The organism is Neoroseomonas marina, assembly GCF_012927745.1.
Taxonomy (GTDB): Bacteria; Pseudomonadota; Alphaproteobacteria; order Acetobacterales; family Acetobacteraceae; genus Neoroseomonas; species Neoroseomonas marina.
Genome location: NZ_JABBKX010000001.1, coordinates 152,889 through 166,552, shown reverse-complemented (window position 1 = coordinate 166,552; position 13,664 = coordinate 152,889). Strand labels below are relative to the sequence as shown.

Sequence of the window (13,664 nt, the reverse complement as noted above, 5' to 3'; positions counted from 1 at the left end):
CGCCGGATCAGCGGGCGGCCGTAGCGCCGCGCTGGCCGGGCAGGCTCGTCGGGCTGGTGCCGGCGCGGTCGAGGCCCGGGCGGCCGATGCTGCCGAACAGCGCCTGCAGCAGGGACCGCTCGGTGCCCGGCACCGGCGTCTCGCGCGACACCATCTGGACGTTCCGGCCGTCGGCCTGGCCGAGTTCGCGGATCCCGCTCACGACGCCCTGCCGGTTGAAGGAGATCGCGATGACCCGGCGGTCCTCGACTTCGAGGAAGCTGGCGGGGGCGAGCCGGGTGCGGGCGCTGATGTAGTACCAGTTGTCCTCGTCGAAGGTGCCGCGGGCGGTCGGCGAGCCGAGCAGCGCCTCGACATCCGTGCGGGTCTGCACCCCGGGGGTGATCTGGGCCAGCTTCTCCGGATCGACGCGGTTGCCGCGTTCGACCGGCGCCGGGCCGATGCGATCGTTGATCCAGTCGCAGCCGCCAAGGAGGCCGACGAGGACGAGGGTCGCCGCGAGGCGCGCGTTGACCGAACGGGAAGGGCGGGCCATGTCGCGGGAACCGATAGACACCATGCCGCCCGCGGGTCAACCGCGATGGCGGCCGGAGCCACCAGGAACGATGGGCATCCTCGGCATGTTTCGCCGCCGGCCGCATGAGCGGGCCGGGTTCGAACTCTACGGGGCGGCCGTGGGCGCGGCGCGCAACCCCGCACTTTTCCTCGCCCTTGGCGTGCCGGATACGGTCGAGGGCCGTTTCGACCTGGTGAGCCTGCATGTGGCGCTCGTGATCCGGCGGCTGCGGACGGATTCGGATCCGCGCGGGCCGGCGCTGGCCCAGGCGGTCTTCGACGCGATGTTCGCCGACATGGATCTCAACCTGCGGGAGATGGGCGTGGGCGACCTTTCGGTCGGCAAGAAGGTGCGGGAGGCCTGGGAGGCCTTCCATGGCCGGGCCCTCGCCTTCGAGGCGGCGCTGGAGTCGCCGGATGCGGACGCGCTGCCCGTGGCGGTCGCGCGCAACATCTGGCGGGGGGAGCCGCCCGCCGGGGCGCCGCAGCGCCTCGCGGCCCTGGCCCGGGCGCAGGTCGAGCACCTCGCCCGCCAGGATATCGCGGCCCTCGCCGCGGGACGTGCCGATTTCCTGCCGGCGGAGGACCTGCTCCGTGACGCCTGAGTTCTCCCGCATCGTGAATCTGGCGCGCCTGCCGGCCGAAGGGCGGGAGGAACGGCTCGAGGCCAGGCCCGCCGAATGCGCTGCGCTGGCCCGGCGCTTCGGCATCCTCGGCGTCAACCGCATCGCGGCCCGGCTGCGGCTGCGGCCCGAGCCCGGCGGGCTCGCCACCGTGGACGGGCGGCTCGAGGCCGAGGTGGTCCAGGCCTGCGTCGTGACGCTCGATCCGGTGGTCCAGGCGATCGACGAGCCGGTCCGGCTGCGCATCCTCGCGGCCGGCGAGGCGCCCTCGGAGGACCCCGAGGCACCGGACGAGATCGAGGCGGAGGGGGACTCGGTCGACCTCGGCGAGGCGATCGCCGAGCAGCTGGCCTTGGCCCTGGACCCTTATCCGCGGGCGCCCGACGCGGCCCTGCCGGGGGAGGGCGAGGGGGAGGAACCCCCGCCCTCGGGGCCCTTCGCAGGCCTCGCCGCCTTCCGAAAGCGCGGCTGAGGGCGGATTTCCGCCGCCGCGCGCTTGCGCCCGCCGGGGGCGGGTGCTAATGGCCCGCCCTCCCGCTATCCTGCATGACTATTTGACGAAAGAGGCTCGGCGCCATGGCCGTTCCGAAGAAAAAGGTTTCGCCTTCCCGCCGCGGCATGCGCCGTAGCCATGAGGCCCTGAGCGCGCCCTCCTACCAGGAGTGCTCCAACTGCGGTGAGCTGAAGCGCCCGCACCATGTCTGCTCCCACTGCGGCCATTACGATGGCCGTGAGGTGGTGGCGGCCGAGCGCGTGGGCCAGACCGTCCGCAGCTGACGCGCGGAGCCGATGCGCACGCGACGGACCCGCTGAACGTGGCGCCGGTGACCCCGCCCTTCGCGCTGGCGATCGACGCCATGGGCGGGGATGCGGCCCCGGACATCGTGCTGGACGGCCTCGAACTGGCCGCGGAGCGTCATCCCGAGGCCCGCTTCCTGCTGGTCGGGGATGAGGCTCTGGTGGCCGGTGGGCTCGCGCGCCGCAAGCGCGCGGCGCGGGCGTGTAGCCTGCGCCACGCGCCGGAGCGCATCTCGGGCGACCTGAAGCCGACCGCGGCGCTGCGCGTGCGCGGATCTTCTATGCGCATGGCGATCGACGCCGTCGCGACCGGCGAAGCCGCGGGCATCGTCTCGGCCGGCAACACCGGCGCGCTGATGGCGCTGTCGAAGATCGTCATCAAGACCATGCCCGAGATCGACCGTCCGGCGCTCGCCGCGATCGGTCCGTCGGCGCGGGGCGACGTCGTGCTGCTCGACCTCGGCGCCAACGTGGTCTGCGACGCGCGCAACCTGGTCGAGTTCGCCGTGATGGGCGACGCCTTCGCGCGCGCCGTGCTCGGCCTGACCAACCCGTCGATCGGCCTGCTCAATGTCGGCTCCGAGGAACTGAAGGGCGACGACCGCGTGCGCAACGCGGCCGAGGTGCTGCGCGACTCGCATATCGGCGCGCAGTTCCGCGGCTTCGTCGAAGGCCACGACATCACCGCCGGCACGACGGACGTGATCGTCACCGACGGCTTCACCGGCAATGTCGCGCTCAAGACCGGCGAGGGCGCGCTGAAGCTGATGCGCGACCTGCTGCGCCAGGTCTTCACCAGTTCCGTGCCGGCGCGGCTCGGCTACCTCCTGGCGCGCCCGGCGCTCGACCGGCTGCGCGAATGGATGGACCCCCGCCGCTACAACGGCGCAATCCTCATCGGCCTCAACGGCGTCGTCGTGAAGTCCCATGGCGGGACGGACGCGCTCGGCTTCGCCCATGCCGTCGACGTTGCCATGGACATGGTGACGCACGGCTTCAACGAGCGTATCCGTGACGGCCTCTCTCGCCTGTCCACCGCGGGCCCGCGCGTCGCCGCCGATCCCCGCTGAAAGCAAGAAGGCCCAGATGGTCCTGCGTGCGACGATCGCCGGCTGCGGCGGCTACCTGCCCGAGCGGCGGCTCTCCAACGACGAACTCGCCGCGCAGTACGGGATCGAGACCTCCGACGCCTGGATCCGCGAACGGACCGGCATCTGCTTCCGCCACATCGCCGCGCCGGAGGAGACCGCCTCCGACATGGGCGCGGCGGCGGCGCGGGAAGCGCTCGCGCAGGCCGGGGTCGATGCGAGCGAGGTCGATGCGATCCTGGTCGCGACCTCGACGCCCGACTCCGCCTTCCCTGCCACCGCGGTGCGCATCCAGGCCAAGATCGGCGCGACCAAGGGCTTCGCCTTCGACATGGCGGCCGCCTGCACCGGCTTCGTCTATGCGCTGGGCGTGGCCGACTCGCTGATCCGCACCGGCCAGGCGCGCTGCGTGCTGGTGATCGGCACCGAGGTCTATTCGCGCATCCTCGACTGGACCGACCGCGGCACCTGCGTGCTGTTCGGCGACGGTGCCGGCGCCGTGCTGCTGCGCGCCGAGGAGAATGGCGGCACCACCGCCGACCGCGGCCTGCTGTCCTGCCACCTGCATTCGGACGGCCGCTTCGCCGACATCCTGCACATCGAAGGCGGGGCGGGTTCGACGGGCGGGGCCGGCCTGCTACGCATGGCGGGCAAGGAGGTCTTCCGCCACGCGGTGACGAAACTCGCCGCCGTGGTCGACGAGGCGCTGGGTGCCAACGGCCTGACGCATGCCGACATCCGCTGGCTGGTGCCGCACCAGGCCAATGCCCGCATCATCGACGCCATGGGCCGCAAGCTGAACCTGCCGTCGGAGCGGGTGGTGGTGACGGTCGACAAGCACGCCAACACCTCGGCCGCCTCCATCCCGCTGGCGCTGAACGAAGCGCGGCGCGACGGGCGCATCCGCGACGGCGATCTGGTCGTCATGGAGGCGATCGGCGGCGGCCTGACCTGGGGTGCGGCGCTCGCCCGCTTCTGATCGCGGTTGACGCCCGCGCCGGTTCCCGGTTTCCTTCGCAAGATCAAGGGGCTGCGGGACCGAATGAGCATGAACACCGTGACGCGCGCGCAGCTGGCGGAGGCCGTCTATGCCAATGTCGGCCTGTCGCGCAACGAAAGCGCGGCGCTGCTCGAGACCGTGCTGGAACGCATGTCCGCCGCGCTCGAGGCCGGCGAGGCGGTGAAGATCTCGGCCTTCGGCACCTTCCTGGTGCGCCAGAAGGGGCAGCGCATCGGGCGCAACCCCAAGACGGGCGTCGAAGTGCCGATCCTGCCGCGCAAGGTTCTGTCCTTCCGTCCGTCGCAGGTGCTGAAGGCGCGGATCAACCACGAGCCGGTCGAGGCGGGCGAGGAATGAGCGAGGACCTCCCGCACGACGAGGGCAAGGCCCGGCTGCGCAAGGCCCCCACCGCCTTCCGCACCATCAGTGAGGTGGCGGACGACCTGCACATCCCGCAGCACGTCCTGCGCTTCTGGGAGACCAAGTTCCCGCAGCTCAAGCCGCTCAAGCGCGGCGGCGGGCGGCGCTACTACCGGCCCGAGGACATCGCGCTGCTGCGGCGGATCTCGGACCTCCTCTACACCCAGGGCTACACGATCAAGGGCGTGCAGCGCCTGCTGCGCGACGGCACGGACGAAGGCCCGCAGGCCGGCGTGACGGGCGAGCTGCCCCTGGGCGATCCGCCGCCGGCGGCAGAGGAGCAGGAGACGGCCGCGCTGCGCCTGGCGCTGGCGGATCTCGAACAGATTGCCCGCGAATTGCGCGCGCTGACGGCCTGAGGGGCTTCAAAGGCGGCGCCGTGGATGCTACACGGCGCGCCTCGGTCGGGCAGTAGCGCAGCCTGGTAGCGCATCAGTCTGGGGGACTGGGGGTCGTGGGTTCGAATCCCGCCTGCCCGACCATCCCATCCCCCATTTGGTCTTCTCAATCCTTCCAGAACGGCTTCGCGCATTCGCGCTGCACGTCGTAGGGCGTCAGGCCCGCGTCGCGCATCTCGCGCGACGTCATCCGCGCCATGTCGTCGCGGTCGCGCAAGCGGGCGAGCCAGCGTTCGGCCGCGGCGCGCCAGGTGCCGGGACGCGCCGGGGCCTGCACCGGGAGGGCAGCCAGATGCGCGCTCATGCCATTGCCTCCGCCGGTGCCATCTGCGCGAGGCCCGCGCCGAACGACCAGTCGACCGGCGTGTTCTCGAGAAGGACGACCATCACGTCGTCCGGACGGATGCCGATGACGCGGGCGCGCCGTGCGATGGCGGCGTAGAGCGCGCGCTTCTTGTCCTCGGAGCGGCCGCGCCGGAACGCCACCTGCACCACCGAGGCGCCCGGCCCGCGATCGACGCCGAAATAGGTGCGGTCGAGGAACAGGCGCCGCGGCGCGTGTTCGGTGATGACCTGGAAACGGTCGTTGTGCGGAACGTCCACCGTCTCGACCAGCGAGTCGTGGACGGCGTCGGCGAAGGCGGCGATGCGCGCCTCCGGCCAGCCCTGCGGAATGTCGATGCGGACGAGGGGCATGGGGTGTCCTCCTTGCTGCATCGAAATCTGTGACATCGAAGGTTCGGCGATAATCAGCTATCCTGGACAAGGATTACTGAAGTGGAGTCCGCAATGGGGCAGTCGGACGACATGGCGGCCTTCCTGCGCATCGTCGACCGCGGCGGGTTCTCGGCCGCCGCGCGGGGGTCGACGCTGACGGCCTCCGCGCTGTCGAAACTGGTGCAGCGGCTCGAGGCCCGGCTCGGCGTGCGGCTGCTGACGCGCACCACGCGGCGCATTGCGCCGACCCCGGAAGGCGAGACCTATGCCGCCCGCGCGCGCGACGTCCTCGCGCTGATCGAGGCCGCGGAGACCGAGGTGACCGCCGGCCGCGGCCGCCCGCGCGGACATCTGCGGGTGAACACCAGCACCGCCTATGCGCGGCACCGGCTGATCCCGATCCTGCCGGATTTCTTCGCTGCCTATCCCGACATCACCATCGACCTGACGGTGACCGACCGGCGCGTCGACCTGATCGCCGAGGGCGTGGACGTGCTGCTGCGCACGGGCGTGCTCGACGACCCGGGCCTGATCGCGCGGAAGATCGCGACCGGACGGCGGCTGATCTGCGCGGCGCCGTCCTACCTCGCGCGACGCGGCATGCCGCTGCGACCGACGGACCTGCTGAACCACGACTGCATCGCGCTGCACGGCCAATCGCGCATGACCGCCTGGCCGTTCCGCGACAGGGAGGGCATCTCCATCCTGTCGGTACGCGGGCCGGCGGCGACCGACAGCGCGGAGGCGCTGCAGGACATGGCGATCGCGGGGATGGGCATCATCCGCGTCAGCGAGTTCATGGTGCGCGACGCCATCGCTGCCGGGCGCTTGGTGACGCTGCTGGATGCCGAACACGCATCCGAGGAAGTGCCGATCTGGGCCGTCACCGCCCCCGGGCGGCACCGGATGCCGCGCATCCGGGCCTTCGTCGATTTCGTCGCCGCGCGGGCGGGCGATCAACCCCGCGCGTCGGCCCCGTAGTAGAGCGCGACGGTGTGCGTCGCCTCGGCGAACATCAGCCAGCGCTCGGCCATCAGCCCGACCATGGCGAGCGCCGCGGCGGCGAAGGCGCAGATCCCCGCCAGCACGCCGCCGGTCACCAAGGCGAGGGCCAGCAGCACCGCCGGCGCGGCGAAGCCCGCGATGCTCGCGATGGTGCGCAGCCGGGCCGCATGGACGCGGGCGATGCGGAAGGCCATCTCGCGCAGCAGGTAGTTCGTCTCGGTGTGTGGCGGGTCGAGCACGCGCACCTTGCCGATGGACCCGAGGCCGGTCGCCGTTTCCATCGTGGAGACAGGCCGGGCGCCGTCGACGCTCGCCCAATAGACTCGCTTCAGCAGGAAGGCCGCCGCGCCGAGCACCGCCGCGATCGCCGCCGGTGCCGCCGCCTGGCCCCAGAAGCCCGCCAGCATCGCGAGCAGCGCCGCGCCGGAGAAGGCGGCGAACAGCAGGTAGCCCGGCGTGACCAGCGGGTGATGCCACTGCCGGATGGTCGGCAGCGAGGCGTAGATCATGCCGGTGCAATAGACGGTGATCGCCGCGCCCAGCGCCGAGAGCAGCCCCATTGCGGTGGCGAGCGCCGTGTGGTCGCCGATGACCGAGAGGAACAGCAGCCCCGCCGGCCCGAAGGTCACGACCGCCGCGACGCCCTCGCGCGACAGCCAGGAGGACCGCCACTGGCTCAGCGCCCGCCAGGCGCGTTCCGGCCGCCCGAGATGCGCCATGGACGACAACAGCCCGAACATGATCAGCACGAGCGCGAGGCCGACGGCCGCCGCGCCGAAGCCGGGGCTCGCGGGCACCCAGCCGAGCGGCCGCAGCAGCCCGGCCCAGAACAGCAGCCCGTAGCCCGCCCCGGACGCCACGGTGAAGAAGACGATGGACGGCGCGGGATTCATCGGGACAGCACCTTGTCGACCCAGCGCAGCAGCGGGTTGGTGATCTGCGATGGCAGGGGGCCGGCGTCCTTCGGCGGGCCGGCATCGGCCTTGGGCGCGCGGCGCGGCGGCAGGTAGCGGTTGACCGGCTTGTAGCCGAGCTCGGGCATCAGCTCGAACCCGCCGCGCTCGGCCACCAGCTTCGACACCGCGCTGTCCGGGTCGCCGAGGTCGCCGAAATGCCGCGCATTGGCCGGGCAGGTGGAGACGCAGGCAGGGACGCGACGCTCTTCCGGGATGTGCTCGTTGTAGATGCGGTCGATGCAGAGCGTGCACTTCTTCATCACGCCCTGATCGTCGTCGAATTCCCGGGCGCCATAGGGGCAGGCCCAGGCGCAGAGCTGGCAGCCGATGCACATGTCGGTGTTGACCAGCACGATGCCGTCCTCGGCGCGCTTGTAGGAGGCACCGGTGGGGCAGACGGTGACGCAGGCGGGTGTCTCGCAATGCAGGCAGGAGCGGGGGAAGTGGACGGTCCGTCCGTCCTCGCCGTCCCCGGCCTCGTAGGAATGGACGCGGTTGAACCAGACGCCTTCCTGCCCGGCGGAATAGGGATGCCGGTCGGGCAGCGGGGCCATGTGGCCGCTGGTGTTCCATTCCTTGCAGTTGGTCGCGCAGGCCTGACAGCCCACGCAGGTATCGAGGTCGATGACGAGGCCGAGCTTCTTGGCCCCCGGCTTGCTCTCGGGCAGGGACGTCACGGCTGCTTCTCCCCGGCGGCGTCGCGCGAGGAGCGCGCACTGGAATCATAGCGCAGGATGTCGGGCGGATCCGGCATGTCCGGCGGCGGATCGAGCATGGTGGGGAAGGGATCGGTGACGCCTTCCTCGCCCGGCGCGCATTTCGTCACCTTCACGCGCAGGTCGTACCACGCGGCCTGGCCGGTGATGGGGTCGGCATTCGCGAGCCGCGGCCCGGTCTGCGCGGGCAGCCATTCGCTGATGACGTGGTTCAGCAGGAAGCCGCGCTGGGCCTCGGCCGCATCGGGCGAGAGCATCCAGGCCCCGGCGCGCTTGCCGATCGCGTTCCATGTCCAGACCGTGTCGCGGTTCACGCCTTCCATCAGGCTGAGCTGCGCCTTCACGCGGCCGGCGCGGCTTTCGACCCAGACCCAGCCATCCTGGGCGAGGCCCTCGGCCGTCGCACGTTCGCGCGACATGTACAGCTTGTTCGACCCGTGGATCTGCCGCAGCCAGGCGTTCATCGATCCCCAGGAATGGTACATCGCCATCGGCCGCTGCGTGACGGCGGATAGCGGAAAGGGCTCGGTGTCGTGCTGCTGCTGTTCAAGCGGCGCGTACCAGAAGGGCAGCGGGTCGCAATAGGTGCGCACGCGCTCGCGGAGGTTCTCCGGCGGCTGCTTTGCGCCGTGGCCCTGCGCGGCGAGGCGGAACTTCTGCAGCGGCTCCGACCAGATCTGCAGCACGATCTGGTTGGACTGCCCCTGCATGCCCATCGCCTTGGAATTGGCGAGATAGGTCGCGTTGGCGTGCTTGAAGTAGGATTCTTCCGGCGCGAGGTGATGGCGCCAGAAGCAGCCATTCTCGATGTAGCGCTGCAACTGGTTCGGGTTGGGCTCGCCCACGCCCTTCTTCGACCCGTCCTCCCCGCGCCATCCCGCCAGCGGACCCACGCCCGGGGTGCGCTGGTGGTTCGTCAGGTAGTCCGGATAATCCTTGAAGCGCGGCGACCCGTCCTCCTTCACGAAGGCCGGCAGCCCCAGCCGCGCGCCGAGCTCGATCAGCACCTCCTGGAAGGGCCGCACGTCGCGGTCGGGCTTGATCACCGGCTGGCGGATGGCGTCCCCCGGGCCGTGCGAGGACCCGATCGGGCGGTCGAGGATGCTGATTGCATCCCAGCGTTCCAGATACGTCGTGTCCGGCAGGATCAGGTCGGCGTAGGGGACCGTCTCGGAGAAATACGCATCCGAGTAGATGACGTGCGGGATGACGTAGTCGCCGTTCTCGTCCTGCGCCGTCAGGCAGCGGATGCTCTCCAGCGGGTTCATGGCGCTGTTCCAGGCCATGTTCGCCATGAACATGAAGAGCGTGTTGATCCTGTACGGGTCGCCCTTCTCGGCATTGCCGATCACGGTATGCATCATCCCGTGCAGGCCGAGCGGCGCTTCCCAGGAGAAGGAATGGTCGATGCGCAGCGGCGTGCCGTCATCCTCGACCAGCAGGTCGTCCGGCCCGTGGGTGAAGGACAGGATATTGCCCGCGAGCGGCGTGTTGGGCTTCGCCCCCTTGCCGGCGGGGCCGGGCCCCGGCGGGATCGGGCGGGGGAATGGCGACTTGTAGCGCCAGGAACCGGGCGTATCGACCGCGCCGAGCAGCATCTGCAGGATGTGCAGCGCGCGGCAGGTGTGGAAGCCGTTGGAATGCGCGCTGATGCCGCGCATCGCGTGGAAGGCGACCGGCCGGCCGACCATCGTGTCGTGCTTGCGGCCCCAGACATCGGTCCAGGGGATGTCGAGGGTCAGCGGCTGGTTGAAGGCGATGTCGGCCACTTCCGCCGCGAGGCGCCGGATGCGGTCGGCGCCGATGCCGCAGCGCTCCGCGACCGCCTCGGGCGCATACTCCGCGCCGAGGTAACGTTCCGCCATCAGGTGGAAGACGGGCTGCGCCTTGCGGCCGTCGGGCAGGGCGAACTCGCCGACCAGCACGGGCGAGAGGTCCGCGGTTTCCGCCGCGATGGCGCCCCGCGCGCGGTCCCAGGCGAGCGGCTTGCCGTCCGCGTCGCGCGCGAACAGCCCGTCATCGGCCCCGCCCGGATTGCGCACGACCAGCCAGGGCGCGTTGGTGTAGCGCACCAGGAACTCGCCATCGACGCGGTCGGTGCGCAGCAGCTCGTGGATCAGCGCCATGACGAACAGCCCGTCCGTGCCCGGACGGATGCCGACCCACTCATCGGCCACGGCGGAATAGCCGGTGCGGACCGGGTTCACCGAGACGACCTTCGATCCGCGCTTCTTCAGCGCCGCGAGCCCGGTCTTGATCGGGTTGGAATCATGGTCCTCGGCGACGCCGAAAATCATCAGGTACTTCGCGTGGTCCCAATCGGGCTCGCCGAATTCCCAGAAGGACCCGCCGATGGTGTAGAGCCCGCCGGCCGCCATGTTCACCGAGCAGAAGCCGCCATGCGCGGCGAAGTTCGGCGTGCCGAACTGCGCGGCCCAGAATCCGGTCAGCGACTGGGACTGGTCGCGGCCGGTGAAGAAGGCGAGCTTCTTCGGGTCGGTCTCCCGCACATGCTTCAGCCAGCCGGTGGCGATGTCCATCGCCTCGTCCCAGGAGATCTCGGCGAATTCGCCCGACCCGCGCGGCCCGACGCGCTTCAGCGGCGCCTGGAGCCGCGCCGGGGAATACTGCGTCATGATCCCGGCGCTGCCCTTGCCGCAGAGCACGCCCTTGTTCACCGGATGGTCCGGATTGCCCTCGATGTAACGGACGCGGCCGTCCTTGAGGTGCACGCGGATGCCGCAGCGGCAGGCGCACATGTAGCAGGTGGTGGTCTTCACCTCGTCGCCGATCGGCGCCGAGTAGTCGATCCTGTCCGTGCGGGCGCCGTCGTCCGGCATTGTCTTCCCCCGAAATCCAGGTCCGGAGTAGCGCATGCTCCGCCGCCGAGGCAAAGGGGGTGCGGCTGCGCCGCGTCAGCGGTCCGACGCGCGGACCGCATTGCGCGGTCCGCCACCGCCCCCGCCCATGGCGCCGCCGGCCGCCGTTACCGCGCGGATCCGCCGGCGGCCCGGCATCTCCAGCGCCGGACCGCCGATCGACAGGCCGCAGGCGACGGCGCGCAGCGACAAGGCCGCGGGGTGCTCCTTGTTGCGGTCCAGAAAGGTCTCGGCAGCCCGGGCCCTACTTGCAGATGTCCGTTCAGGGTGCCCGGCGCGCCGAGAAGGCCAGCGTCATCTCGTCCGTCCGCGCCTCATAGGTCACGCCGCGGCGCATCGCCCAGGTGTTCACCTGGAAATACAGCGGGATCAGCGCCGTCTCGTCGCGGAGGGCCCGGCGCGTCGCCTCCTGAGTCAGCCGCTCGCGCTCGGCATTGTCCATGGTCGTGCGGGCGCGCTGGATGATGGCGTCGATCTCGGCATTGCCGAACCGGCCGCGATTGGCAGTGCCGAGGCCGATCGTCGTGTCCCAGGAATGGACCTGGGTCTCGAGCATGCCCAGCACCTCGGGGTTGGGCGAGAAGCCGGCGAGGTTCACCGAGTAGCGCAACTGCGCCGCTTCGGTCAGCCAGACGCCGCGCGGCTTGACCTCGACGCTCGCCTGCAGGCCGGCGCGGGTCCACATCTGGGCGATGGCCTGGACCACCTGCTCATCGTTCACGTAGCGGTCGTTGGGCCCGTTGACCTGCACGGCGAAGCCGCGGGGGTAGCCAGCCTCGGCCAACAGGCGCCGCGCGCCCTCGAGATCGAAGCGCGGCGGCGTCAGGTCGGGGGAGGTGCCGAAATAGCCCTGCGGGCCGAGGTCCCCGGCGGCGATGGCCTGGCCCTGCAGGACGCGGCTGACCAGCGCCTCGCGATTGATCGCGATGGACAGCGCCCGGCGCACGCGGGCGTCGCGCAGCGGGTTGCGCAGCGGCGCGCCCTCGGGCGCGCGGACATGCGGGCTGTCTTCGCGTCCGGAATCCAACGTCAGGAAGATCAGCCGGTTCGACGGGCTTTCCGCGGTGGCGAAGCGCGCATCGGCCTTGAGGCGGGTGAACTGGTCCGGTGGGATGATCTCGATCAGGTCGACGTCGCCGGCCTGCAGCGCCGCGACGCGGGCGCCGGCATTGGCGATGGGGCGGAATTCGACGGTCGCGAAGGCGGGCGGCGGGCCGGCGAAGGCGTCGTTGCGCGCATAGCGCACCGGCTGGCCCGGCTGCCAGGACACCAGGCGATAGGGCCCGCTGCCGATCATGGCCGAGCCGTCGTTGAAGGCGGCCGTCGTCAGGCCCTCCCGCTTCGGCACGATCATCACCAGGGCGAGCTGGTTCAGCAGCAGCGGGAAGGGGCCGTTGGTGCGCAGCCGGACCGTGTGCGGGCCGACCGATTCCACCGCCGCGACGGGCCGCGTCGCGTAGCGGAAGGAGGACGGGCTGTTCGGCACGTCGCCCGCGCGGGCGATGGTGAAGGCGATGTCCTCGAACGTCACGGGCCGCCCGTCGGCGAAGCGGGCGTTGGGATCGAGCTCCAGCTCCCAGGTGGTGTCGTCCACCACGCGCCAGGACCGCGCGATGGCCGGCCGCAGCACCTGGCGGTCGTCCTGCTCGGCCAGCGGCTGGAAGACGTGCCGCGCGAAGGCGATGTTGGTGATCAGGCTGGCGTAATGCGGGTCGAGGCTGGTCGGCCCGGCCTCCACGGCGATGCGCAGTTCGGGGCGATCCTGCGCCGCGGCGGGCAGCGCGAGGGCGGTGAAGGCGGCGAGCAGCAGGCGCTTCATGCGGCGTCCCTCCTGGGGAACAGCGGGCAGAGGTCGAGGGGCGCGGTCTCCGGCCGCGGCATCCAGCCGCCCGGCGCCCGCGCGAACAGGGGCGTGGCGAAGGCCGCGCGCACCGGGAGGTCGGCAGGCCAGGCTTCGCGCCAGCGATCCGCCTGAGCCATGGCGACGAGCAGCGCGGCCGGCCGCGCGCCGGCGCGTTCCAGCAGCGCGACGCCGGCCAGCGCCGAGGACCCGGTCGAGATGACGTCGTCCACCAGCAGCACGCGCCGTCCGTCGAGCCGGTGCTTCACGCGCGGATCGAGCCAGAGCCGCCGTTCCCCCGGCGCCGTGGACGACGAGGCCGGCACCGACAGCGCCTCCTCATACCAGCGCTTGCGCGACCAGCCGGGTGCGACCCAGTTCGCCTGCCCGAGCCCCTCCGCGACGAGCGGCGCGAAGACCTGGCCGAGGGTGGGCATGCCCACGACGACCTCGGCGCCGAGGTCACGCGCGGCATCCGCCATCCAGTCGCCGATTCGCTTCGCCACGGCGATCGCCGCCTGGTTGGCGATGAAGCCCGCGACGGCGACCTCGCCATAGTCGCGCAGCGGCAGCGTCAGCCGGGACCCGTCCGGCATCGGCGCGGGATAGCGATCGGTGAAGGGACCCTCGGCGCCGCCGGGCGCATCGAAGGACTGCCAGAACTCCATG

Annotated in this window: 16 protein-coding genes, 1 tRNA gene and 1 pseudogene; 9 read left to right on the top strand and 9 right to left on the bottom strand. The window is 71.3% G+C overall.

All coding sequences use genetic code 11. The features are described 5' to 3' along the window. Positions 1–7: 7 nt before the first annotated feature. The gene (locus GWK16_RS00815; RefSeq protein WP_170052080.1) at positions 8–535 is read right to left on the bottom strand and encodes an outer membrane protein assembly factor BamE; all 528 of its coding nucleotides are present in this window, start codon (positions 533–535) and stop codon (positions 8–10) included. A 70-nt stretch (positions 536–605) separates the two neighbouring features. On the opposite strand from GWK16_RS00815, the gene GWK16_RS00810 reads away from it, so the two are divergent. The 8 genes and pseudogenes from GWK16_RS00810 to GWK16_RS00775 all read left to right on the top strand — a co-directional run bounded on the left by GWK16_RS00810 (position 606) and on the right by GWK16_RS00775 (position 4,966). After that, positions 606–1,160, top strand: a complete 555-nt coding sequence (locus tag GWK16_RS00810) for a ubiquinol-cytochrome C chaperone family protein (RefSeq protein ID WP_170052079.1) — start codon at positions 606–608, stop codon at positions 1,158–1,160. Then, positions 1,150–1,650, top strand: coding sequence for a YceD family protein (locus GWK16_RS00805; protein ID WP_170052078.1), 501 nt, complete (start codon positions 1,150–1,152; stop codon positions 1,648–1,650). Before GWK16_RS00810 ends, GWK16_RS00805 begins: the two co-directional genes overlap by 11 nt. Positions 1,651–1,754: 104 nt before the next feature. Beyond that, entirely contained in the window at positions 1,755–1,955 is a 201-nt protein-coding gene (gene rpmF / locus GWK16_RS00800; protein ID WP_170052077.1) for a 50S ribosomal protein L32, read from the top strand. 32 nt (positions 1,956–1,987) lie between these two features. After that, the gene (plsX, locus tag GWK16_RS00795; protein WP_277613546.1) at positions 1,988–3,046 is read left to right on the top strand and encodes a phosphate acyltransferase PlsX; all 1,059 of its coding nucleotides are present in this window, start codon (positions 1,988–1,990) and stop codon (positions 3,044–3,046) included. A 16-nt stretch (positions 3,047–3,062) separates the two neighbouring features. Beyond that, the gene (locus GWK16_RS00790; protein WP_170052076.1) at positions 3,063–4,043 is read left to right on the top strand and encodes a beta-ketoacyl-ACP synthase III; all 981 of its coding nucleotides are present in this window, start codon (positions 3,063–3,065) and stop codon (positions 4,041–4,043) included. A gap of 69 nt (positions 4,044–4,112) precedes the next feature. After that, on the top strand, positions 4,113–4,421 hold the full coding sequence (locus GWK16_RS00785) for an integration host factor subunit alpha (RefSeq protein WP_209442159.1): 309 nt from the start codon (positions 4,113–4,115) through the stop codon (positions 4,419–4,421). Beyond that, positions 4,418–4,777 (top strand): annotated as a pseudogene (locus tag GWK16_RS00780) (MerR family transcriptional regulator); the annotation flags it as partial. The gene GWK16_RS00785 and the pseudogene GWK16_RS00780, both read left to right, overlap by 4 nt. A 112-nt stretch (positions 4,778–4,889) precedes the next feature. Continuing rightward, a tRNA-Pro gene (locus tag GWK16_RS00775) sits at positions 4,890–4,966 on the top strand. Positions 4,967–4,988: 22 nt separating this feature from the next. On the opposite strand, the gene GWK16_RS00770 is transcribed toward GWK16_RS00775, so the two are convergent. Continuing rightward, on the bottom strand, positions 4,989–5,186 hold the full coding sequence (locus GWK16_RS00770; RefSeq protein WP_170052074.1) for a DUF1127 domain-containing protein: 198 nt from the start codon (positions 5,184–5,186) through the stop codon (positions 4,989–4,991). Beyond that, positions 5,183–5,578 carry a tautomerase family protein gene (locus GWK16_RS00765; RefSeq protein ID WP_170052073.1) on the bottom strand — a complete coding sequence of 132 codons (396 nt, stop codon included), beginning with the start codon at positions 5,576–5,578 and terminating at the stop codon, positions 5,183–5,185. The genes GWK16_RS00770 and GWK16_RS00765 overlap by 4 nt, the downstream gene beginning before the upstream one ends. An 81-nt stretch (positions 5,579–5,659) precedes the next feature. Between GWK16_RS00765 and GWK16_RS00760 the strand changes: the two genes are divergently transcribed. Then, positions 5,660–6,580, top strand: a complete 921-nt coding sequence (locus GWK16_RS00760; protein WP_211187010.1) for a LysR family transcriptional regulator — start codon at positions 5,660–5,662, stop codon at positions 6,578–6,580. On the opposite strand, the gene GWK16_RS00755 is transcribed toward GWK16_RS00760, so the two are convergent. From GWK16_RS00755 to GWK16_RS00730, 6 genes are all read right to left on the bottom strand, one after another. Further along, entirely contained in the window at positions 6,556–7,497 is a 942-nt protein-coding gene (locus tag GWK16_RS00755; RefSeq protein ID WP_170052072.1) for a dimethyl sulfoxide reductase anchor subunit family protein, read from the bottom strand. The genes GWK16_RS00760 and GWK16_RS00755 overlap by 25 nt on opposite strands. Further along, the gene (locus GWK16_RS00750) at positions 7,494–8,237 is read right to left on the bottom strand and encodes a 4Fe-4S dicluster domain-containing protein (protein ID WP_170052071.1); all 744 of its coding nucleotides are present in this window, start codon (positions 8,235–8,237) and stop codon (positions 7,494–7,496) included. Before GWK16_RS00750 ends, GWK16_RS00755 begins: the two co-directional genes overlap by 4 nt. Further along, positions 8,234–11,116 (bottom strand): molybdopterin-dependent oxidoreductase, encoded by a 2,883-nt coding sequence (locus tag GWK16_RS00745; protein WP_211187008.1) that lies wholly within the window; start codon positions 11,114–11,116, stop codon positions 8,234–8,236. The genes GWK16_RS00750 and GWK16_RS00745 overlap by 4 nt, the downstream gene beginning before the upstream one ends. A gap of 75 nt (positions 11,117–11,191) precedes the next feature. After that, on the bottom strand, positions 11,192–11,347 hold the full coding sequence (locus GWK16_RS00740; RefSeq protein WP_170052069.1) for a hypothetical protein: 156 nt from the start codon (positions 11,345–11,347) through the stop codon (positions 11,192–11,194). A gap of 70 nt (positions 11,348–11,417) precedes the next feature. Beyond that, positions 11,418–12,974 carry an ABC transporter substrate-binding protein gene (locus GWK16_RS00735; RefSeq protein ID WP_170052068.1) on the bottom strand — a complete coding sequence of 519 codons (1,557 nt, stop codon included), beginning with the start codon at positions 12,972–12,974 and terminating at the stop codon, positions 11,418–11,420. Continuing rightward, the gene (locus GWK16_RS00730) at positions 12,971–13,663 is read right to left on the bottom strand and encodes a phosphoribosyltransferase (protein ID WP_170052067.1); all 693 of its coding nucleotides are present in this window, start codon (positions 13,661–13,663) and stop codon (positions 12,971–12,973) included. The genes GWK16_RS00735 and GWK16_RS00730 overlap by 4 nt, the downstream gene beginning before the upstream one ends. Between the last annotated feature and the right edge of the window lies 1 nt (position 13,664).